Here is a 19077-nt window from a genome sequence, read left to right as displayed (position 1 = left end):
TGAAGAACTACTTTGGCTGCATGCGGATGGCACCGTCCAGGCGGATCGTCTCGCCGTTGAGCATCACGTTTTCGATGATGGCGCGGGCCAGGTGGGCAAACTCGTTCGGCAGGCCCAGGCGCGGCGGGAACGGCACCATCTTGCCCAGCGAATCACGGACTTCCTGCGGCATGTTCATCAGCATCGGCGTCTCGAAAATGCCCGGCGCGATGGTCATCACGCGGATGCCGTTGCGCGACAGGTCGCGCGCCATCGGCAGCGTCAGGCCGGCCACGGCGGCCTTGGACGACGCGTAGGCCGCCTGCCCCATCTGGCCATCGAAGGCGGCCACCGACGCCGTGTTGATGATGATGCCGCGCTCGCCGTGCTCGGCAGCCTCGGTCCTGCTCATCGCCTCGGCGGCCAGGCGCGCCATATTGAAGGTGCCGACCAGGTTGATGTTGACGGCGCGCTGGAACACGTCCAGCGGGTGGGCGCCATCCTTGCCGACGGTCTTGACGGCCGGCGCGACGCCGGCACAGTTGACCAGGCCGCGCAGCACGCCGAGCTTGACGGCGGCATCGATGACGGCCTGGCCATCGGCTTCCTGGGTGACGTCGCAGCGGACGAACTGGCCCTTCAACTCGGCAGCCAGTGCCTGGCCCGCCTCGGCCTGGACGTCGGCGATGACGACGGTGGCGCCGTTCTCGGCGAGCATGCGTGCGGTAGCGGCGCCAAGGCCGGAGGCACCGCCGGTGACGATGAAGACGTTATCCTGGATATGCATGGTTGTCCCTTTTAAAAGTTCTTGTGCCACTATTTTGCCCGGCTTTAACGTTTACGTAAACGTAAAGTAGGCACAAGCGAACTTTCGGGACGACGGGCGGTCCTAATTCAGAAGCACTGCACCGTGGTGCCGCTGCGGTTGCACAGGCGCCCGGCGCTGTTCACGCTCGAGCTGCCGACGGTGCCGGCAGTGGTCGCGCCAGTGGCATCGGTGCACGTGGCGCCGATGCACGGGCTGACCTGGCTGGTCGTTGGCACAACCGGGGTCGGCGCGCTGGTGGCCGGAGCGACCACCGTTGGCGCATTCGGCGACGCGAGGCGCGCTGCGCTATCGATCTGCTGCTGCACCGAGCGGCGTGCGACCGGCTGCACGCCCTGCTCCTGCTGCGTCTTTGGCGCTGGCACTGGCGTTGGCTGTGGCCGCACGTTCTGCGGCGCCGGATGCGTTGCCGGGTCGATGTCCTTCAGGCGCGATGGCTCCTGGCGACCCGTGGCTTTTTCTTCCTGGGTTTTTGGCTGCATGTCGATCGGTGCGGCCGGGGTCGAGGTTTGCTGGCCATCGAGGGATGGCCGGTATGTCTCGCCCGTGGCGGGCTGACCCTGTGCGGCGCCTGTCGTCTGGGCACTGGCGCTGGCAGCGGCAAAGGCCAGCAGCATGGCGAGGATGGCGTTGTTCTTGTTCATGGGAAGACCTCTCAGGGTTGAAGACAGATAACTTATTATCGTCTTGCCAACCCGCACACGGCGCACGGGAAACAATTGCTCACAATTGTACGGCGTAATGACGGTGACAGGTCCCAATGCAACGATCCCGCGCAGGCGGGGCCGGCGCGGGATCGATTGGGTGGTACCGGATGAACGATTTATTCGGCCAGCGCCGCAAACGCGTTGTCACGCACCTGCTCGACCGGGCCGACGCCCGTGATGCGGCGATATTTCGGCGCGCCTGGCAAGCCCGACTCGGCCCACTTGCCGTAGTAGCCCAGCAGCACCTTGGTCTGGTTGTGATAGACCTCAAGGCGCTTCGAGACGGTTTCCGCCTTGTCATCGTCGCGCTGGATCAGCGGTTCGCCCGTGACGTCGTCGGTATCGGCGACTTTAGGCGGGTTGAACTTGACGTGGTACACACGGCCCGATGCGGCGTGCGAGCGGCGGCCGGTCATGCGTTCAAGGATCATTTCGTCCGGTACATCGATCTCGAGCACGTAATCGATGGTCACGCCGCTGTCCTTCATCGCTTCGGCTTGCGCGATGGTGCGCGGGAAGCCGTCGAACAGATAGCCATTCTGGCAGTCTGCGTCCTTCAGGCGCTCCTTGACCAGGCCGATGATGATGTCGTCCGACACGAGTTGGCCGGCATCCATCACTTTTTTGGCGGCCAGGCCCAGCTCAGTCCCTGCCTTGATCGCGGCGCGCAGCATGTCGCCGGTCGAGATCTGGGGGATGCCGAACTTTTCTTTGATGAAATTGGCCTGGGTGCCCTTGCCGGCACCGGGTGCTCCTAACAGAATGAGACGCATGAGTTTCCTGAGATTCTAGAAAATAGAGAAAAGTAAAATGGCGGATAGGGTGATCTTTTTGATATGGCGCAGACTTCGTTGAGACGGAAGTTACCACAAAAGTTGGCGTAAAAGCCAGTCGCAAGCCGTTGCAGCGAGGATATTTGATCCTGCGCAGATGGCTTTGCTATCCCCTTGTGGCTTGCATCAAGACGTGTAGTGCAAACGCACCCGGGCCAGATCATCGGGCGTGTCGACGCCCCCTGGTGGTGCGCTGTCGGCAATGTGCACGGCAATCGGGACACCGTGCCACAGCACGCGCAACTGCTCCAGGGCCTCAATCGACTCGAGTGGCGACACCGCCATGGCCGGATACGCCTGCAGGAACGCATTGCTGTAGGCATACAGGCCGATGTGGCGCAGCGGTACATAGCCTGCAGGCAGCGACTCGAGCGTCTGGGCAAATGCATCGCGGTGCCAGGGAATGGTGGCGCGCGAGAAATACAGTGCGCGGCCGTTCTTGTCGAGCACGACCTTGACGACGTTCGGGTTGAATACGTCGGCCGCATCGAGGATCGGATGCGCGCACGTGGCCATCGGCACGTCGGCGCTGATGCGGGCGGCGCAGGCCGCCAGCAGGGACGGGTCGATCAACGGTTCGTCGCCCTGCAGGTTGACGACGACGTCATCCGGCGCCAGGCCCAGCACCTGCGCCACTTCGGCAATGCGGTCGGTACCCGACGGATGATCGGCGCGTGTGAGCACGGCGCTGACGCCATGCTCGGCGCAGGCGGCGGCAATGTCGACGTGGTCGGTAGCGACGATAATGCGCGTCGCGCCCGATTCACGGGCACGCTCAGCCACGCGCACCACCATCGGCTTGCCGCCCAGGTCGGCCAGCGGCTTGTTGGGCAGGCGGGTCGACGCCAGGCGCGCCGGGATGATGACGGTAAAGTTCATGCAGGCCGATCAGACAGGCTCGATCTTGCGCGCCTGGTCGGCCCACATGATCGGGATGCCGTCACGGATCGGATAGGCAAGGCGGTCGGCGCGGCAGGTCAGCTCCTGCGCCTTCTTGTCGAGTTCAAGCGGACCCTTGCACAACGGGCAGACCAGGATATCAAGCAGGCGAGCGTCCACGACATTTCTCCACGATTTGTTCAGCCAGCGCAGGGTCGAGCTGCGCCGTCACAGGCACGACCCACAAGCGCGGATCGTCCTTCAGATGTTCAAGTTGCCGACATTTTACTGCATCCTTCTCCGTGATCAGGATGATCTCGGCGTCCACGGCGGCAAACGGGTCATCCAGGAAATCATGATGGTCCGGCAACGCCAGTTCGCCAGGGTCGAGGCCAGCCGCGCGCAGCATCGTGAAGAAGCGGCCCGGATTGCCGATGCCGGCTGCGGCGACGAGGCGTTTGGCGCGCAGATCGGCCAATGGCACACGCGCGCCGCCTTGCAGCGGTTCGGCGTACTGGCCCGACAGCAGCATCCGGTATGGGGCGCCACCGACGGCCCGGGCCAGCGCGGAGGTAATTTCAGGGACATTGACCACGGTGAAATCGCGGCGGCGCGACGGCGGCTCGCGCAGCGGCCCGGCCGGCAGCAGCCAGCCATTGCCCACGCCGCGGCCATCGAACAGGACGATCTCGATGTCGCGCGCCAGCGCGTAGTGCTGCAGGCCGTCGTCGGTGATGAGCACGTCGACGTCCGGGTGCGCCGCCAGCAGCGCCCTGCCCGCCTCGGCGCGCTGGGGGCCGATGACCACCGGGCAGCCGGTGCGCTGGGCAATCAGCAGCGGCTCGTCGCCCACGATGCGCGGATCGGACCCGGGCGTGACGGCGCGCGGCGCGCCATCCTTGCCGGCAGCGCCACCATGGCCGCGCGAGATGATGCCCGGCCGCATGCCGGCCGCGCGCAAGGACTCGGCCAGCCAGATCGTCAGCGGGGTCTTGCCGGTGCCGCCAATAAAGATGTTGCCAACAACGATGACGGGCACGGGCAGCCGCGCCGACTGTTTGATGCCGGACTGGAACAGCCGGCGGCGCACGGCGGCCAGCGCCCCGAACAGCAGCGCTACCGGCAGCAGCGCGATGGCAAGCGGGCCGCGCCGCAACCACGCGCGGGTCAGGGTTGTTTCGAGGGAAGATGCCATGCGGGTGGATGCCGGCCCGCTTGACGCGGGCCGGTGAGGTTACTTGCCAGTGCCGGTCTGGGCAGCGAAGGTCAGCTTGTCGTAGCCGGCCACGCGCGCTGCTTCCAGCACATTGATCACCATCTGGTGCATCGCGAACTGGTCGGCGTTGACGATGACGACCGGGCTGGCGACCACCTGGCCATCGGGCGTGCGGGCCGCCGTCTTCATGTCCTGCGCCAGGCCTGCCACGCTGGTGAACGCCACGGGCGTGTTATTGACCGTGTAATTGCCCTTGGCGTCGACCGTGACATTGATCTCGAACGGCTTTTGCGCCTGCTTGTCGGCCTCGGCCGTCGGCAGGGTGATCTGCAGCTCGGTGAACTTGCTGTAGGTGGTCGAGACCATCAGGAAGATCAGGACCACGAGCAGCACGTCGATAAACGGGATCAGGTTGATCTCCGGATCCTCGCGCTTGCGGCCACGACGAAAGTCCATCATTTGCGGGCACCATGGACGACGTCGACAAATTTCACGGCCTGCAGTTCCATGTCGACGATATAGGTGTCGACCAGATTGCGGAAGTGACGGTAGGCGACCAGGGCCGGCATGGCGATGGCCAGGCCGAAACCGGTGTTGTACAGCGCCACCGAAATGCCGTGCGCCAGCTGGGCCGGGTTATTGCCGCCGGTCGGGGCCGAGGCGCCGAAGATCTCGATCATGCCGACCACCGTGCCAAATAGGCCCATCAGTGGCGCAAGCGAAGCGATGGTGCCGAGCGTGGTCAGGAACCGTTCGAGGTTCTGGGCCACACCGCGGCCAGCTTCCTCGATCGACTCCTTCATCACGTCGCGCGGGGCGTCGACGTTACGCAGCGCGGCGGCCAGGACGGTGCCCAGCGGCGAATTCTGTTCCAGCTTGTTGATGACGTCCGGCGTGGCCTTGCCGGTGTGGTGCACGCGGATGACTTCATCGAGCAGATTGCGGGGAAGGATTTTCTCGCGGCGCAGCGTGATCAGGCGTTCGACGATGAGGGCGACGGCAACGATCGACGCGAACAGCAGGAACCAGATAGGCCAGCCTGCGGCTTGAAAGATGGCGAGCAAGAGATACTCCTGAGAGGATAAAAGTCAATCCGGCAATGTAGCAAGTTGGCAGCGAAGCAGCAAGTAGAGTTCTGCACACCTTCTGTGGATAAAATTGTGCGCAACGCGCTGGACGCCCTCCAAGTGTGTTGATTTCAAACGGCTTTCTGTGTCTGCGCAAGAAAATGGCAGTCTCATGACCCGGTCTTGGCGCGTGGTGACACCATGGTTTTTTCGACAATACCAGTGCACGCGTTTGTAGTTGCGAACACATTCTGTGGACAAAATTGTGCGCAAGCCGCACCAACACGTGATAAGTCGTTGATTTCACACGAGTTGATCGCCGCGCCTGTTTTGGAGGCAGCTCATCGAAGTAGCGACTGCATCAGTTGGCCATGTAGTTCCGCACACTTATTGTGGACAAAATTGTGTGCAAGCCACCTTTTATGACACTAAGCCATTGATTTGAATCAGTATTAGTGTTCCGCTTAAAATTTGAGCATACGGGGCTATTGACCAATAAAACCTGCCCGGACATGGCACATTGCCCTGTTTATTTCGTCTCCACCCGGGTTGTGCAGGGATTATTCGTACTATGCACACTTTGTGTGGATAAGAGTGTGAGGAAGCCTGAAGTTAGCGAGCCAAGTCATTGATTCTTATAAGAAGACTTCGGGGTGCTTCAAAACCGGGCAGTGAGATGCATGGTGATAACAGGGAACAACAACCCAACGATGACACGCAAAACAGCCCGGACAGTGCGTGAACACGTGTGCACAGATTCTGTGGACAACTTTGTGATCAAGCCCGCCACAATCGACCTAAGTCATTGTTTTGTAATAAATCCAGCAATCCTGCTCAATCGGCGTGCAGCCCCCGGTCTTATGCATGAGTTCCCCACAGTTTGTGTGGATAAACTGCCTTCAAACGACATTACCAACCCTTCAACCCATTGATTTAAAACATAATTCAATAGATTGCATTGAAAAGCAGCAATAATCGGCGTTTGCCGGCGGATCGCCATCGACAGGAAACGTCGCACCGGGGCGGCTATAATCGCTCCTCTTCGATTTTTCGCGACCCACTATGTTCCCGACCAGCGACGCCGATTCCGCCTACGCTCCCCCCGCCGTTTTGAGCGTCACTGCGCTGAACCAGCAGGTGGCGCGCCTGCTCGAGCGGACGTTTCCACTGACCTGGATCGGCGGTGAAATTTCCAATTTCACGCGCGCGGCATCGGGCCACTGGTATTTCACGCTCAAGGATGACGCAGCCCAGGTGCGCGCCGTCATGTTCCGTGGCCGCGCACAGTCGGCCGGGTTCATTCCGCGCGAAGGCGACAAGGTCGAGGTGCGCGCCCTCGTGACGCTGTATGGCGCGCGCGGCGACTACCAGATCAATGTCGAAGCCATCCGGCGCGCCGGCGTCGGCCAGTTGTACGAGGCGTTCTTGCGGCTGAAAGAAAAGCTGGCCGCGCAAGGCATGTTCGACGCCGACCGCAAGCGCCCGTTGCCGCTGTTCCCGCGCAGCATCGGCATCGTCACGAGTCCCGGCGCCGCCGCGCTGCGCGACGTGCTGACCGCCCTGCGCCGGCGCGCGCCGCATGTGCGCGTGGTGCTCTACCCTACCCCGGTCCAGGGCCAGTTCGCCGCCGACAAGATTGCCGAGGCGATCATGACGGCATCGCGCCGCGGCGAAGTCGACGTGCTGCTGGTGTGCCGCGGCGGCGGCTCGATCGAAGACCTGTGGAGTTTCAACGAAGAGTGCGTGGCGCGCGCGATCGATGCCTGCGCCATCCCGGTGGTCTCGGGCGTGGGCCACGAAACCGATGTCACCATTGCCGACTTCGCAGCCGACGTGCGCGCCGCGACGCCGACCGCCGCCGCCGAACTGGCCGCCACGCCGCGCGCCGACTGGCTGGCGTCGCTGCATGGCGACGCACTCGACCTGCAGCGCGCGATGGACCGCCGCCTGTCGGACGCCAGCCAGGGCCTGGATAACCTGAGCCGTCGCCTGTTGAGCCCATCGGCCCAGATCGGCCACCAGCGCCTGAAACTGCTGGCACTGGCCACGGCCATGACGCACGCCGTCAAACTGCCCCTGAACCGCCAGGGACTGGTGCTGGCGCAATTGCAGCAGCGCTGGAGCCGGCACCGGCCCGACATGCGCGCACTGCGGGCACAACTGGCATCGGACGGCCGCCACCTGCACACGAGCCTGCGTAACAGCCTCAAGGGCCGTCGCGATGCGTTGACGGGGCTGGCAGCGCAGCTCGAGCTGCTCAATCCGCAGCGCACGCTCGAGCGCGGCTACGCCATCGTGCGCGACGGCAAAGGGCAGATCGTGCGCGACCCGGCGCAGATCCATGCGCGCGACACGCTGCATCTTCGCCTGGCCGATGGCAGCGCCGAGGTCGGTGTGGCACAGGTGCAGAGCGTGCTCGACTAAAGAATCCTGTCTGGATGGAAAGAGAATGCAGTCATGCAATATTGCTGCAGCCGGTTTAGAATAGCGCCGCTATCAGAACTACAACCTTTTCAACCAAACAAGGATTCATCATGGAACACACCCTGCCAGCACTGCCGTATGCCAAGGACGCCCTGCAACCGCACATCTCGGCCGAGACCCTGGAATATCACCACGGCAAGCATCACCAGACTTATGTGACCAACCTGAATAACCTGATCAAGGGCACCGAGTTCGAAGAGATGCCACTGGAAGAGATCGTCAAGAAGTCGACGGGCGGCGTGTTCAATAATTCGGCACAGGTCTGGAACCACACCTTCTTCTGGCACTGCATGACCCCGAACGGCGCCGCACCGACCGGCAAGGCGCTGGACGCGATCAATGCCAAATGGGGTTCGGTCGAGAAGTTCAAGGAAGAGTTCAACAAATCGGCACTGGGCAACTTCGGTTCGGGCTGGACCTGGCTGGTGCAAAAGGCCGACGGCAGCGTCGACATCGTCAACACGTCGAACGCCGCGACGCCACTGACCACGACCGACAAGCCGCTGTTGACGGCCGACGTCTGGGAACACGCTTACTACATCGACTACCGCAACGCGCGCGCGAAGTTCCTGGAAGCGTTCTGGAATGTCGCCAACTGGGACTTCGTCAACCAGAACATGGCTTGAAGCCACTTGAATCGCTGAATGTCACGCGCTGTCGGGCGTGACGCTCTGAAACGGCCCGCGCATGCGGGCCGTTTGTCTGCTGGCGCTCAGTCTCCGCCGCCGCCACAACCGCCGCAACTGCTGCTGCCGCTGCTGCCGCTATCGCCGCCATCGGCGCCGCCCTGGTGGCAGTCGAGGTCGAGGTCGCGCTTCACGGTGTAGCTGCTGCCACCATCGACGAGAAACGTGCCTGTCCCGCTGTCCGCGCCCTGCTTGTCGCGCCGGGCTGCGGCATATTCCGGTTGGCTGATCAGGTTCGCCAGCACCAGCGCCTGGAGGGTCAGCTCGGGATGCAGCCTGACGCGGCCGGTCATCTTCCCCTGCGCATCCAGACGGCAATACACGATGTCATGGTCTTGTAGCGCGTAGCCATGACCATGTGGCATATGCAACGTCGCATCGAGTTTGAACAGCGCGGGCAAGCCACGGCCCGGTGAGCGCGTGCGTTCGTGCTCACGACAGGCAACGAGCATGCGCGGCAGTGCAAGCGCGTCGAGTCGGGCTTGTGGAAGATGGCCGATCGGCTTGCCGAAGTGGCGACGGCAAAAGTGATCCAGATTCACGGCATCCCATGCCATCCAGGCATGCCAGACCGAGTCGGCTGCCAGCGATGGCAACGCGCACGGCGCGCGCTGGTCTGCGGCCACCTCGAAAAAGCGCATCAAGCCGCTCGCTGCCTGCATGAAAAAGAGCTCGCTGTCTGGTATGCCGGGAAATTCTTTCCCGCTATTGCGCTGCCAGAAAGGAAACAGCCCAGGAGGAATATCCTCCAGCTGCGGACGAAAGCCGGACTGGCGGACATGCTGCAGCACGCGTACTTTGGCGACCAGGTTCATGGCGTTTTCCAAGAGTGTCGGGACGTGGTTGGATGACCGGCATGTTCGACGAGAGACCGGCGTTCGTCAAGTCGGGGATGACTGACCGGGTGCGGACGTGGGCCAGGACATGGTTTCCTGCCAACTGAGCAGGTTGTCGTCAAACTGTAATGACTTGTCTCGCTTCTGGCAGGATCTGCCATTCCCGCGCACTGGCCGCTACAATGGCCGACCGAGGAGAAATTGAATGCACCGTGTAATGTTGGTGGAAGACGATGCGCGCCTGGCCGAGCTCGTCTCCGAATACCTGTCCAGTTACGAATTCGCGGTTGACCTCGTCACCCGCGGCGACGTCGCGCTCGAGCGCTTCAAGGAATTGTCGCCGGACGTCGTGATCCTGGACCTGATGCTGCCAGGCCTGGACGGCATGGTTGTGTGCCGGCAGATCCGCGAGCATTCGGACGTCCCGATCCTGATCCTGACCGCGCGCGAAGACTCGTACGATGAAGTCTCGGGCCTGGAGCAAGGCGCCGACGACTTCGTCAACAAACCGGTCCAGCCGCGCGTGCTGCTGGCGCGCCTGCGCGCCCTGATGCGGCGCGCCCAGGCCAAGTCGGGCGTCGATGCGCGCATCCTGCAATTTGGCGCGCTGCGCATCGTCACGAGCGACCGCAGCGTGGTCTGGCGCGGCCAGCCCTGCATCCTGTCGAATACCGAATACAAACTGCTGCTGGTGCTGGCAGAGGCAGCCGGCCGCGTACTCTCGCGCGACGCCCTGCTCAAGAAGATGCGCGGCATCGAATTCGACGGGCTCGACCGCAGCATCGACAACTGCATCTCGAAGCTGCGCCGCAAGTTCGACGATGCCGATTCAGAAAAGATCAAGACCGTCTGGGGCGAAGGCTACCTGTTTTCGCCGTCCGCCTGGAACTGACAGCGCGATAACGGGCCATCGCATACCACTGCACAGCCGGGGTCAGGTCTGACATTCGGACACGAGCTCAGGTTTAGCCAATTCCAACACTGCACAGCTGGGGTCAGGTCTGACATTCGGACACGACCTCAGCTTCAGCCACTCCCGTTGGTGTCTTGACCAGCATGTGCACAGCTGGGGTCAGGTCTGACATTCAGACACGACCTCAGCTTTAGCCACTCCAGTTGGTGTCTTGACCAGCATGCGCATGGCCCGGTCCAGCTGGTTTCAACTACCCAATTGTCGAGACCGTGTCCAAATGTCAGACCTGACCCCGGCTTTATGGTCGAGACCGTGTCCGAATGTCAGACCTGACCCCGGCTTTTCGCTTATTCGAATACGGGGACGATTGCCAGTGGCGCGTTGTATGTGACGAGCTGGGCGGTGTCGGTTGGGGTGAAGCGGTAGGTGACGACCGGGAAATCGTCGTCAACGTCGCCGGCAAATGCGGGTGCACGCGTGACTGGCAGGACGGTGTCGGTGCTGCCGGTGCGTACACGGGCACCGGCAGCGGGACTGGTCTTGGCAAATACCAGCCGCACGCCCACGCACGCCAGGCTGCGCGCCGAGGCGTCGCCATGGCGGGCGAAGCCCAGCGCCTGCTCGCAGGCGGCGCGCAGTTCGGTCGCGTCGTATGCACCGTCGGCGCGCAGCGCCAGCGAGATGCGGGGGCGCACCGTGAAGCCGCCGAGCGTCCGGTTGGGCGTCAGTACGGCGTTCTCGTCGTAGGCGGCCTTGAGCAGCGGCAGCGTCGTGCGGCCCAGCGCATCAAGCGCCAGGCTGGTCTGCAGCGTGCGGCCCTTGATCAAGAGGCTCGCATCGTCATCCAGCATCCCCCGCGTGCGCGGGCGCACCTGCAGCTGACTGTGCAGCAAGTGCTTGGGGCCGCCATATTTGTCGAATACCACCATCGCGCGGTAGGCATCACGATAGCTTACCCATTCCGCGGCGTGCGCCTGCGCGCTGGCAACCCCTGCCGTCAGCAGCAGGGTCACGCAGGCGATGTGGTGTACGCGTTGCATCATCAGAAGCGGTAAGCGAAGGCGGTCGAAACCGTCACGTTGGTCGGCCGCTCGACGAGCGGGCTATGGCGGACGCTGCCGATCAGGCGCGTTGCTTGCAGATTGGTGGTGAGCATCCACGACGGGCCGAGCGCCCAGTTCCAGCGCGCGCCGGCGCGCACATCCTTCACGCCGCCACCGGGGCGATACACGGCATTGCCGCTGCTCCAGGCTTCGTTTTCGTTCACGCCGAAGTAGCTGCGGTTGTAGTCGCGGTTGACCAGCGTGAGCCCGGCATTGAACGAGACCGTGTGCTGCGGCGCGATGGCCACCGCCAGGCGCTGCACGCCCAGCTCCATGCGGGCGCCGTCGCGCTCGTTGCCCGAGCCGATCAGCACGCTGCTGGTGAGCCGCCATGCCGGGTTCAGGTAGTAATTCAGGAAGATGCCGCCTTCGACCCGGGTACTGACGTCCGGCATGCCGACGACCGGATTGTCGCTGCGCACGCGTGCTGCCAGCGGCAGCATGGTCGCAACGCCGATCCCATCGATGATGCCGCCCGAGCCGGACGCATCGCGGCTGGCATGGAGCGAAAGCATTGGGCCAAATTCAAGTGTGGGATCGGTCGACAGATGCATCCCGGCGCTCATGCCGGAGACGAACATCCCGTTACTCCACTGCACCTGCAGCACCGGCATGACCGACGTCTTGCGGCTTTCCGCACCCTCGTAGCGCGCCCGTGAGACAGCCCCCAGCCCCGCATACATGTCGTGGCTGCCATCGGGCATCGGGTTGGTGGCCGGCATCTGCGCGCTTGCTGCACTGCTTGCAGCGGCGAGGGCCAGGGCGAAGAACTGTTTCATCGTGATAGCGTTCCGGGAGTTCGTGTGCTGATATTTTACGTCGAGCAAGCTACGCTCTCCCATCGCATGGTGACAATGCAGACGCTTTCGCTCTGGCTCGAATAAAAAAGCCCACTGATACTCGCGCACCAGTGGGCAAACGGAAACCCTGATGATGAGACAGATGGTAAGCGTTGCCCCTGCTGCGAATCACCCTCCAGATGTCCACCAATTGTCGTCAATTTGTAAGGTGGCCCCGGGCGACCGGCACGGATGCTTAACGTTCCATCCTTGCCCCTGTACAATCGCCGGCTCAGGAGAAACCATGCATTTGGCCGCATTTCGTCACCGACAGTTACCCAGGATGGGCCCGTGAACCGGCTATTTTTCCGGTTCTTCGTGTTCGTCATGCTGTCGATTACGGTCGCGACATTTCTCATCTACTTCGCGTTCGCACGCTTGTTTGGCGACCCGCTGGAAGACATTGCACGGCGCCAGGCCGCGGGCCAGATCTTCCTGATCGAGCATTACGTGGACGAAGCGCCCGGCGACGAGTGGCTCACGCGCCTGAACAAGGTGCGCGAGGTATCACCGGTGCGCTACGACCTGCTGCCGCTGGCCGACGTGCGCGCCCGGCTGGGTACGGGCCAGCGCGCGGCGCTCGACCGCGGCGCCATTGTCATCGACATCGGCGAGCGGGCCCTGTACCGGCGCGTCGACCTGGCGGGCGAGCGCTATATCGGCAGCAATGACGACGTGCTGCATGCGCAGAACCTGCCGATCGATATCGGCAAGGAGCTCATGATGGAGCTGCTGCGTTTCGTCATCGTCGCCCTCGCCCTGCTGGTGCCGATCGCGCTGTGGTCGCGCTCTCACTGGCGCGCACTGCAATCGCTGTCGCGCATGGCGGACGAATTCGGCGCCGGCAAGCTGTCGGTGCGCGCGCGCTTGCAACGCTCCGAGATCGTCTATCCGCTGGCCGAACGCATCAACCACATGGCCGGGCGCATCGAGGCGCTGATGGCAGCGCAGCGCAGCCTGCTGCATTCGGTCTCGCACGAACTGCGCACGCCAATTGCGCGCCTGGAATTCGGCCTCGAATTGCTCGATGCGCGCGCCAGCGACCCTGACCTGCGCCGTCGCATCGCCGCGATGGAAGGAGACGTGCGCGAGCTGAACGACCTGGTCAAGGAGTTGCTCGACATGAGCAAGCTCGACAGCGCCGGCACGTTGCAAGGTGCCACGGTCGATCTCGACGCGCTGCTGCGCGACTGCTGCGCCACGCTGCCACCGTCGTCCCAGGACGTCAGCTGCCAGTTCCAGGACGGACTGGGAACCATCGAGGCCGATGCCCGTCTTCTGGCGCGCGCCATCGGCAACTTGCTGCGCAACGCCCAGAAATATGCAGGCAGCCGGGTCGTGCTGTCGGCCGCACGGGGCCCTGCCGGCATCGAGATTGCCGTCGACGACGACGGCCCCGGCATTCCCGAAACCGAGCGCGACAAGGTGTTCGAGCCGTTCTACCGGCTCGACCGCAGCCGCGACCGCGCCACCGGCGGCTTCGGCCTTGGCCTGTCGATTGCGCACAAGGCGGTGCTCCTGCATGGCGGCGTCCTGAGCATCGAGACCTCGCCACTTGGCGGCGCGCGCTTCGTGGTGCGATTACCGCAGGCACCCAAATAAATAAACGGTTTCGTTTACTTATTACGCGGACGGGCGTAAGCTCGGCGCGTTGACATTCTTTCAGCGCGATCATGAACCAGCGTTTCCTCATCTTCACCCTGTGCGCTCTGGCCCTGCTGTCGACGGTCGGCGCCTCGCTGCCCTATCCGATGCTCGCCCCCCTGTTCGCCGATGGCAGCGTCCATGGGCTCAACAGCTTTCTGGGCCTGCCGCCCAAGCTGCTGCTGGGGATTGCGCTGATGATCAATCCGCTCGGCCTGCTGCTCGGCAGCGCCGTGCTGGGCCCGTTGTCCGATGGTTTCGGCCGCCGTCGCGCGCTGCTGCTGACGACCGTCGGCGCGGCGATCGGCCACTTGCTGACCGCCGTGGCGATGGTCATGGAATCGTATTTGCTGTTCCTGGCAGCGCGCTTTTTTACCGGCCTGCTCGAAGGCAATGGCGCCGTGATGCGGGCCCTGGTCATCGAGCGCATCAAGGGACCGATGCGCAATCACGCACTGTCGTGGCTGAATGGTTCCTTCAACCTGGGCTGGCTGGTCGGCCCACTGCTGGGCGGCTTCACGATGACGCTGGGCGCCGAGGTACCATTCGGGATCGCCGCCGTCGCCCTGCTGCTGGGTACGCTCTGCGTGTTCCTGACGATTCCCGCCACGCCGCCCGCCACGCACGGCCTGCGCTGGTGGACGGTGGCGCGGGAACGCCACGCGCTGACACTGCTGCGTCACGGCCCGCTGCGCACGCTGTTCATCGTCCACCTGGGCTATTGCTGTGGCGTCGCGTCGCTGTACGAATACTTCCCGTTATGGCTGGTGGACGTCGGCGGCTACGATGCGCGCCAGATCTCGCTCGTGAACATGGGCATGTGCGCGTTGATGACGACCGCCGCACTGTTCGCCGGCCACGCCAGTCTGGTGGAAGGCCGCCGGCGCGCTGCCTGGTACGCAGCTGTGGGTGCCACCGCTATCCTGTGCGTGGGCTTCGGCAACCTGTGGATCGGTATTGCCGGCATCGTTCTGTTCGGCGTGCCGCACGCGTTCTACAACACGGCGCTGCAAACCTGGGCGGCCGACGAGTTTGCAGCCCACGGCCAGGGGTCGGTCATGGCGCTGCTGTCGACCATTTTTTGCCTGGCCAATATCCTGATGGCGCTGTTGGGCGCCGTGCTGACGCTGATCGACACGCGGCTCGTGCTGGTCGTCGGCGGCATACTGGCGGCCTGGGCATCGGTGGCGCTGCAGCGCTGGAGCGTGCGCAGTACGCATCAACGACTGGAGACCCCATGAACACGTCGGAACGCATCCTGATGCAGCTGAAAATGCGTGGGCCCCAGACCGCCCAGGCACTGGCTGCGCAGCTCGACCTGACGTCGATGGGCGTGCGCCGCCATCTGGAGAGCGCGTTTGAAAAAGGACTGGTCGCGTATGAGGACAGCGGGGGCAAGGTCGGGCGCCCGGTGCGGCGCTGGGGCCTGAGCCAGGCCGGGCAGGCACGCTATCCGGATCGTCACGCCGAGCTCACGGTCGACTTGATCGGGCAGGTGCAGATGCTGTTCGGACCGGCGGCGATGGAACGCCTGATTGTCGCGCGTGAGCAGACCAGCGAAGCGCTGTACCGCAGCCGGCTCGATGACGTCGGCGCCGCGGCGCCAATGGATGCGCGCGTCGCGGCGCTGGCCGCCGTACGCGATGAAGAGGGGTATATGGCCGAGGCGCAGTCACAGCCGGACGGCAGCGTGCTGTTGATAGAGAACCACTGCCCGATCTGCGCCGCGGCACGCATGTGCCAGGACTTTTGCCGCTCGGAACTCGACGTGTTCGCGCGCGTGCTGGGCCCGACCGTAAAAGTGATACGCATCGAGCATCAGTTGCACGGCGCGCGGCGCTGCGCCTATGCGGTCTCGGCCGCTGAATGACAGAACGGCGCCCATGGGCGCCGTTCCGGTATTGCCAGCCTCACTTGCCTAGCTCAGTTGCCCACTCATTTGCCCACATTATGCGGAGCAGGCCGCACATTCATCACGCCGAACCAGAGGTGTTCCCACCAGTGATCGCGCGAATCCACCGTGACCAGGCATGCCTTGTCAAATCCCGCCTTGAACACCAGGTCAGGGCATTTGTTCGTCGCCAGCGCATGACGCTGATTCTCCGCATTGACCAGCGCGATGCTCAGCCAGACGGTCGCCATGGCGAAGATCGCCACCAGCGACCACGCCAGATGGTTCACGTGGCTGGTCTCAAACAGCTCTTCCTCTTTGGGCCGTGACCCTTCGTAGATCTTGAGGATGTCGCGTTCGACGTCGTTGGTCATTTGGTCTGTGCTGCTTTCGTTACCAGTGCATCGAGGACCTGGCCGGTGGCCGTCATCAGCTGGCCCATGTCCTGGATCTTGTTTGACTGCGCCACGGTGGCCGGCGACACGACGTACTTGCCATCGATGACGACGGTCGGCGTGCTGCTGGCCTTGTACGCTTCGGCAACGGCCGGCAGACGCTTGAGCTTGGTCTGCACGCCGAACGAATTCCACGCTTCCATGAACTTGGCCTTGTCGAGCCCGTTCGAGGTTGCCCAGGCGATGATGTCGTCATCCTTCATCAGGCGCTTGCGCTCGACGTGGACGGCGCGGAACACGCGGTCATGGTACTGCTCCAGCTTGCCCATGGCGTCGAGCGTCAGGAACAGGCGGGCTTCCGGGTCGCTCGGGCCCTGGAACGGCAGCGGGATGCGGCGCATCACGATGTTGTCGCCCTGCTTCTTGATCCATGCATTGAGCGTCGGCTCGAACGCATTGCAGGCGCCGCAGTGGTAGGCGAAGAATTCGACGACTTCGACCTTCTTGCCGACGGTCTGGGTCGGCTGCGGCGCGGCCAGCACGGTGTATTCGGAGCCGACGCGTGGATCAGTCGGCGAAGCATTGGCGAAACCGGCAACCAGGGCGGCAGCAACGAGGGCAAAACGCAGAGTGCGCATAACATCCTTCCACAAATATGATTGAGCGAACGATCGCGAGATTACCACTTTTTGCCCGTTCCCTGTCTGCAGGGCGCGATTTATTGCATTTGCTTACCGCTGAAACATGCATGCAAATACATCAGCCGTCCGCGCCCGGCAGAACATGGATCAGAAGTCGTAACGCAGCGACACCTTCATCTGGCGGCCATCGCTCGGGTAAATCCCGCTGCGGCAGCTGAACGCGTAGCTGTAGTGCTGGCGATCGAGCAGGTTCAGGCCCGACACCGATGCTTCCCATGGGCCAAAGCGGCGCGCATAGCGGGCGTCGACCGTCGTGTACGACGGCACACGCGCGCTGCAGCTATTGGCGAAGTCATCGCCAAAACGCTGGCTGGCCACCCACTGCGCGCCGATATCGGCGGTCTGGCCATTGCCTGGCGTCCAGGCCAGGCGCGTCGTCACGACGTGCTTGGGCACCAGCACCATCTCGCGGCCAGCGTTCGGCCCGTCGCGGAACTCGGATTGCACGTACTGCCAGGCGCCGGTCAGGCGCAGGTTGTTCGCCAGGAGTGCGTTGCCCTCGAGTTCGACGCCCTGGCGCCGGGTCGGGTCGAGATTGGTGTTGACGCCAAAGCCGCCGGCCAGCGTCGGATCGAAGAAGATCTCGTTCGTCAGGCGGTGACGGAACACGCGCACCGTGGCCTTGCGCGCATCGTTGCCGAAGGCGACGCCCAATTCGAAGTCGCGCGAGGTTTGCGGCGCCAGCACGCCAGCGCTCGAGCGGTACGAATTTTCGTCGATATTGGCGATGCGGTAGCTGCGGCCGGCCTTGGCAAACACGGTCACTTCCGGCGCCACGTCGATGCTGCCTTCGACCGTAAAGGCATTGACCGACTGCTCGGTGTCTTCCGGGGCGGTGAACGCGAGCGGATCGGTGTAGTCCTTGTCGAAACGTTCATGGCGCGCGCCGATGGCCAGGCGCGCGTTGTGCGGCGCATTCCAGGTCAGTTCGTCACGCACGTAGATGGCGTTGGAATCCTGCGTCGCGTCGCCCGCCGAGAAGCCCGACGTCACCTGGCGATCCCAACGGGTCAGATCGATACCGGTAACGAACTCGTTGCGCTTGTCGCCGAGCATGGCCGTATGGCGCAGGCGCGGCGAGAACTGGGTCTGTTCGGACTCGTAACGCGAACCGAACCCGCTGTAGGTCGACTTCACATCGCGCTTGCGGTGCGACAGTTCGGCCGCCAGTTCGATGGCGCCGATGCGGTGTTCGACGAAGGCGCTGAGACGGTCGGTGTCGAGCGAGCCGAAGTCGTCCGGCGTGCTGCTCTGGGTCGGGATCGACTGGAACTGCGCGTCGGTCAACGAACCCGGCAGGCGCGAGTCCGAGCGCGAGCTCTCGAAGCGCAGGCCAGCACGGCCGTTCGAGGCGTACGCATACTGCACGCCGCCGCTGAAGCTCGTCTGCTCGTAGCGGTTGTTGTCGCGGTAGTTGTCGGTGCGGCGGTCGGTCACGGCAGCGTCGAACGACCACGGGCCGGTGCCATGCGCGATCGAGGCGCGCAGGTCGCGGGCATCGAAGCGCCCGGCCTCGGCAAACAGCGAACCGCGCGTGCCGCTGCCCGATGGACGACGGGTGAAGATCTGGATCACGCCGCCGGTGGCGCCATCGCCGTACAGCACGCTGCTGCCGCCGCGCGTGATCTCGATGCGCTCGACCGTGTCGATCGAAATGCCCGACAGTACCGTGCTGGCCAGTTCGTTTTCATTCAGGCGCACGCCGTCGACCATCACCACCACGTTCTGCGCGCTGTTGGTGCCGAAACCACGCAGGTCGAGGCTGAAGTCGGGCGAGCCGTCCAGGCTCTGGCGACCGAAGACGCCGCCGATCTTGCGGATCGCCGCATTCACGTCGGCCACGCCGGCCGTGCGGATCTGGTCGGCCGTGATCACGGTGGCGCCGATCGGTGTGGCGGTGGCCGGGAAACGGGCGGCGGTGACGACGACAGGCGCCAGCGTTTCCTGTGCGGTGGCGAGGGTGGCGAAGGTGGACACGGCGAAGGCGCACGCCACGGCGAGGGGCGCGCGGCGCGCGGGAGCTGCAAAAGTCATGATGGGTGTGTTCTCGGTAAAGGGCGCCCCGCTGCGTCCCCGCA

At 63.7% G+C, this 19077-nt stretch carries 20 protein-coding genes; 6 read left to right on the top strand and 14 right to left on the bottom strand.

Annotated elements, in window-relative coordinates; genetic code table 11:
* Window positions 1-7: 7 nt before the first annotated feature.
* From AC56LN_RS16840 to AC56LN_RS16805, 8 genes are all read right to left on the bottom strand, one after another.
* Complete coding sequence (locus AC56LN_RS16840) at window positions 8-766, bottom strand: 3-hydroxyacyl-CoA dehydrogenase (RefSeq protein WP_499573425.1); 759 nt, start codon at window positions 764-766, stop codon at window positions 8-10.
* A gap of 107 nt (window positions 767-873) precedes the next feature.
* Window positions 874-1449, bottom strand: coding sequence for a hypothetical protein (locus AC56LN_RS16835; RefSeq protein ID WP_499573423.1), 576 nt, complete (start codon window positions 1447-1449; stop codon window positions 874-876).
* Between the two features lie 179 nt (window positions 1450-1628).
* The gene (gene adk, locus AC56LN_RS16830; RefSeq protein WP_499573421.1) at window positions 1629-2285 is read right to left on the bottom strand and encodes an adenylate kinase; all 657 of its coding nucleotides are present in this window, start codon (window positions 2283-2285) and stop codon (window positions 1629-1631) included.
* Window positions 2286-2471: 186 nt separating this feature from the next.
* Entirely contained in the window at window positions 2472-3224 is a 753-nt protein-coding gene (kdsB, locus tag AC56LN_RS16825) for a 3-deoxy-manno-octulosonate cytidylyltransferase (RefSeq protein WP_499573419.1), read from the bottom strand.
* A 9-nt stretch (window positions 3225-3233) separates the two neighbouring features.
* On the bottom strand, window positions 3234-3404 hold the full coding sequence (locus tag AC56LN_RS16820; protein ID WP_183550164.1) for a Trm112 family protein: 171 nt from the start codon (window positions 3402-3404) through the stop codon (window positions 3234-3236).
* Complete coding sequence (gene lpxK, locus AC56LN_RS16815; RefSeq protein ID WP_499573417.1) at window positions 3385-4419, bottom strand: tetraacyldisaccharide 4'-kinase; 1035 nt, start codon at window positions 4417-4419, stop codon at window positions 3385-3387. Before lpxK ends, AC56LN_RS16820 begins: the two co-directional genes overlap by 20 nt.
* 39 nt (window positions 4420-4458) lie before the next feature.
* Window positions 4459-4896: an ExbD/TolR family protein gene (locus tag AC56LN_RS16810; protein ID WP_482900191.1), complete on the bottom strand. Its 438-nt coding sequence runs from the start codon at window positions 4894-4896 to the stop codon at window positions 4459-4461.
* The gene (locus tag AC56LN_RS16805) at window positions 4896-5504 is read right to left on the bottom strand and encodes a MotA/TolQ/ExbB proton channel family protein (RefSeq protein ID WP_183550160.1); all 609 of its coding nucleotides are present in this window, start codon (window positions 5502-5504) and stop codon (window positions 4896-4898) included. Before AC56LN_RS16805 ends, AC56LN_RS16810 begins: the two co-directional genes overlap by 1 nt.
* A 1065-nt stretch (window positions 5505-6569) precedes the next feature.
* Between AC56LN_RS16805 and xseA the strand changes: the two genes are divergently transcribed.
* The gene (gene xseA, locus AC56LN_RS16800; RefSeq protein ID WP_499573416.1) at window positions 6570-7931 is read left to right on the top strand and encodes an exodeoxyribonuclease VII large subunit; all 1362 of its coding nucleotides are present in this window, start codon (window positions 6570-6572) and stop codon (window positions 7929-7931) included.
* Between the two features lie 110 nt (window positions 7932-8041).
* Complete coding sequence (locus AC56LN_RS16795; protein WP_499573415.1) at window positions 8042-8617, top strand: superoxide dismutase; 576 nt, start codon at window positions 8042-8044, stop codon at window positions 8615-8617.
* A gap of 86 nt (window positions 8618-8703) precedes the next feature.
* On the opposite strand, the gene AC56LN_RS16790 is transcribed toward AC56LN_RS16795, so the two are convergent.
* Window positions 8704-9492, bottom strand: coding sequence for a UCP032817 domain-containing protein (locus AC56LN_RS16790; RefSeq protein ID WP_499573413.1), 789 nt, complete (start codon window positions 9490-9492; stop codon window positions 8704-8706).
* 226 nt (window positions 9493-9718) lie between these two features.
* Here AC56LN_RS16790 and AC56LN_RS16785 point away from each other — a divergent pair, with 226 nt between their 5' ends.
* Window positions 9719-10405, top strand: a complete 687-nt coding sequence (locus AC56LN_RS16785) for a response regulator (protein ID WP_499501487.1) — start codon at window positions 9719-9721, stop codon at window positions 10403-10405.
* Between the two features lie 368 nt (window positions 10406-10773).
* Here AC56LN_RS16785 and AC56LN_RS16780 read toward each other — a convergent pair whose 3' ends face one another.
* Both AC56LN_RS16780 and AC56LN_RS16775 read right to left on the bottom strand, forming a co-directional pair.
* Complete coding sequence (locus tag AC56LN_RS16780; protein WP_499573411.1) at window positions 10774-11469, bottom strand: hypothetical protein; 696 nt, start codon at window positions 11467-11469, stop codon at window positions 10774-10776.
* Window positions 11469-12308, bottom strand: coding sequence for a MipA/OmpV family protein (locus AC56LN_RS16775; RefSeq protein WP_499573409.1), 840 nt, complete (start codon window positions 12306-12308; stop codon window positions 11469-11471). The genes AC56LN_RS16780 and AC56LN_RS16775 overlap by 1 nt, the downstream gene beginning before the upstream one ends.
* Window positions 12309-12659: 351 nt before the next feature.
* On the opposite strand from AC56LN_RS16775, the gene AC56LN_RS16770 reads away from it, so the two are divergent.
* The 3 genes from AC56LN_RS16770 to AC56LN_RS16760 all read left to right on the top strand — a co-directional run bounded on the left by AC56LN_RS16770 (window position 12660) and on the right by AC56LN_RS16760 (window position 15882).
* Window positions 12660-13970, top strand: a complete 1311-nt coding sequence (locus AC56LN_RS16770) for an ATP-binding protein (protein ID WP_499573408.1) — start codon at window positions 12660-12662, stop codon at window positions 13968-13970.
* Between the two features lie 71 nt (window positions 13971-14041).
* Window positions 14042-15253 (top strand): MFS transporter, encoded by a 1212-nt coding sequence (locus AC56LN_RS16765; protein ID WP_499573407.1) that lies wholly within the window; start codon window positions 14042-14044, stop codon window positions 15251-15253.
* Window positions 15250-15882 (top strand): helix-turn-helix transcriptional regulator, encoded by a 633-nt coding sequence (locus AC56LN_RS16760; RefSeq protein WP_499573404.1) that lies wholly within the window; start codon window positions 15250-15252, stop codon window positions 15880-15882. The genes AC56LN_RS16765 and AC56LN_RS16760 overlap by 4 nt, the downstream gene beginning before the upstream one ends.
* Window positions 15883-15947: 65 nt before the next feature.
* Here AC56LN_RS16760 and AC56LN_RS16755 read toward each other — a convergent pair whose 3' ends face one another.
* From AC56LN_RS16755 to AC56LN_RS16745, 3 genes are all read right to left on the bottom strand, one after another.
* Window positions 15948-16277: a hypothetical protein gene (locus tag AC56LN_RS16755; RefSeq protein WP_482897901.1), complete on the bottom strand. Its 330-nt coding sequence runs from the start codon at window positions 16275-16277 to the stop codon at window positions 15948-15950.
* A complete protein-coding gene (locus AC56LN_RS16750) occupies window positions 16274-16936 on the bottom strand; it encodes a thiol:disulfide interchange protein DsbA/DsbL (RefSeq protein WP_499573401.1) in 663 nt (220 codons plus the stop codon). Before AC56LN_RS16750 ends, AC56LN_RS16755 begins: the two co-directional genes overlap by 4 nt.
* Before the next feature lie 150 nt (window positions 16937-17086).
* Window positions 17087-19033, bottom strand: a complete 1947-nt coding sequence (locus AC56LN_RS16745; protein WP_499573398.1) for a TonB-dependent receptor — start codon at window positions 19031-19033, stop codon at window positions 17087-17089.
* Window positions 19034-19077 lie beyond the last annotated feature (44 nt).

Source organism: Telluria sp. ZT3P26 (genome assembly GCF_059686035.1).
The sequence above is the reverse complement of the archived record's forward strand: the minus strand, read 5'-3'. Positions and strand labels throughout refer to the sequence as shown.

What these genes read in the sequence shown, in the direction of transcription:
- AC56LN_RS16840 (WP_499573425.1), bottom strand. Translation starts at nt 766, where the DNA reads ATGCATATCCAGGATAACGTCTTCATCGTCACCGGCGGTGCCTCCGGC.
- AC56LN_RS16835 (WP_499573423.1), bottom strand. Translation starts at nt 1,449, where the DNA reads ATGAACAAGAACAACGCCATCCTCGCCATGCTGCTGGCCTTTGCCGCT.
- adk (WP_499573421.1), bottom strand. Translation starts at nt 2,285, where the DNA reads ATGCGTCTCATTCTGTTAGGAGCACCCGGTGCCGGCAAGGGCACCCAG.
- kdsB (WP_499573419.1), bottom strand. Translation starts at nt 3,224, where the DNA reads ATGAACTTTACCGTCATCATCCCGGCGCGCCTGGCGTCGACCCGCCTG.
- lpxK (WP_499573417.1), bottom strand. Translation starts at nt 4,419, where the DNA reads ATGGCATCTTCCCTCGAAACAACCCTGACCCGCGCGTGGTTGCGGCGC.
- AC56LN_RS16810 (WP_482900191.1), bottom strand. Translation starts at nt 4,896, where the DNA reads ATGGACTTTCGTCGTGGCCGCAAGCGCGAGGATCCGGAGATCAACCTG.
- xseA (WP_499573416.1), top strand. Translation starts at nt 6,570, where the DNA reads ATGTTCCCGACCAGCGACGCCGATTCCGCCTACGCTCCCCCCGCCGTT.
- AC56LN_RS16795 (WP_499573415.1), top strand. Translation starts at nt 8,042, where the DNA reads ATGGAACACACCCTGCCAGCACTGCCGTATGCCAAGGACGCCCTGCAA.
- AC56LN_RS16790 (WP_499573413.1), bottom strand. Translation starts at nt 9,492, where the DNA reads ATGAACCTGGTCGCCAAAGTACGCGTGCTGCAGCATGTCCGCCAGTCC.
- AC56LN_RS16785 (WP_499501487.1), top strand. Translation starts at nt 9,719, where the DNA reads ATGCACCGTGTAATGTTGGTGGAAGACGATGCGCGCCTGGCCGAGCTC.
- AC56LN_RS16780 (WP_499573411.1), bottom strand. Translation starts at nt 11,469, where the DNA reads ATGATGCAACGCGTACACCACATCGCCTGCGTGACCCTGCTGCTGACG.
- AC56LN_RS16775 (WP_499573409.1), bottom strand. Translation starts at nt 12,308, where the DNA reads ATGAAACAGTTCTTCGCCCTGGCCCTCGCCGCTGCAAGCAGTGCAGCA.
- AC56LN_RS16765 (WP_499573407.1), top strand. Translation starts at nt 14,042, where the DNA reads ATGAACCAGCGTTTCCTCATCTTCACCCTGTGCGCTCTGGCCCTGCTG.
- AC56LN_RS16760 (WP_499573404.1), top strand. Translation starts at nt 15,250, where the DNA reads ATGAACACGTCGGAACGCATCCTGATGCAGCTGAAAATGCGTGGGCCC.
- AC56LN_RS16755 (WP_482897901.1), bottom strand. Translation starts at nt 16,277, where the DNA reads ATGACCAACGACGTCGAACGCGACATCCTCAAGATCTACGAAGGGTCA.
- AC56LN_RS16750 (WP_499573401.1), bottom strand. Translation starts at nt 16,936, where the DNA reads ATGCGCACTCTGCGTTTTGCCCTCGTTGCTGCCGCCCTGGTTGCCGGT.
- AC56LN_RS16745 (WP_499573398.1), bottom strand. Translation starts at nt 19,033, where the DNA reads ATGACTTTTGCAGCTCCCGCGCGCCGCGCGCCCCTCGCCGTGGCGTGC.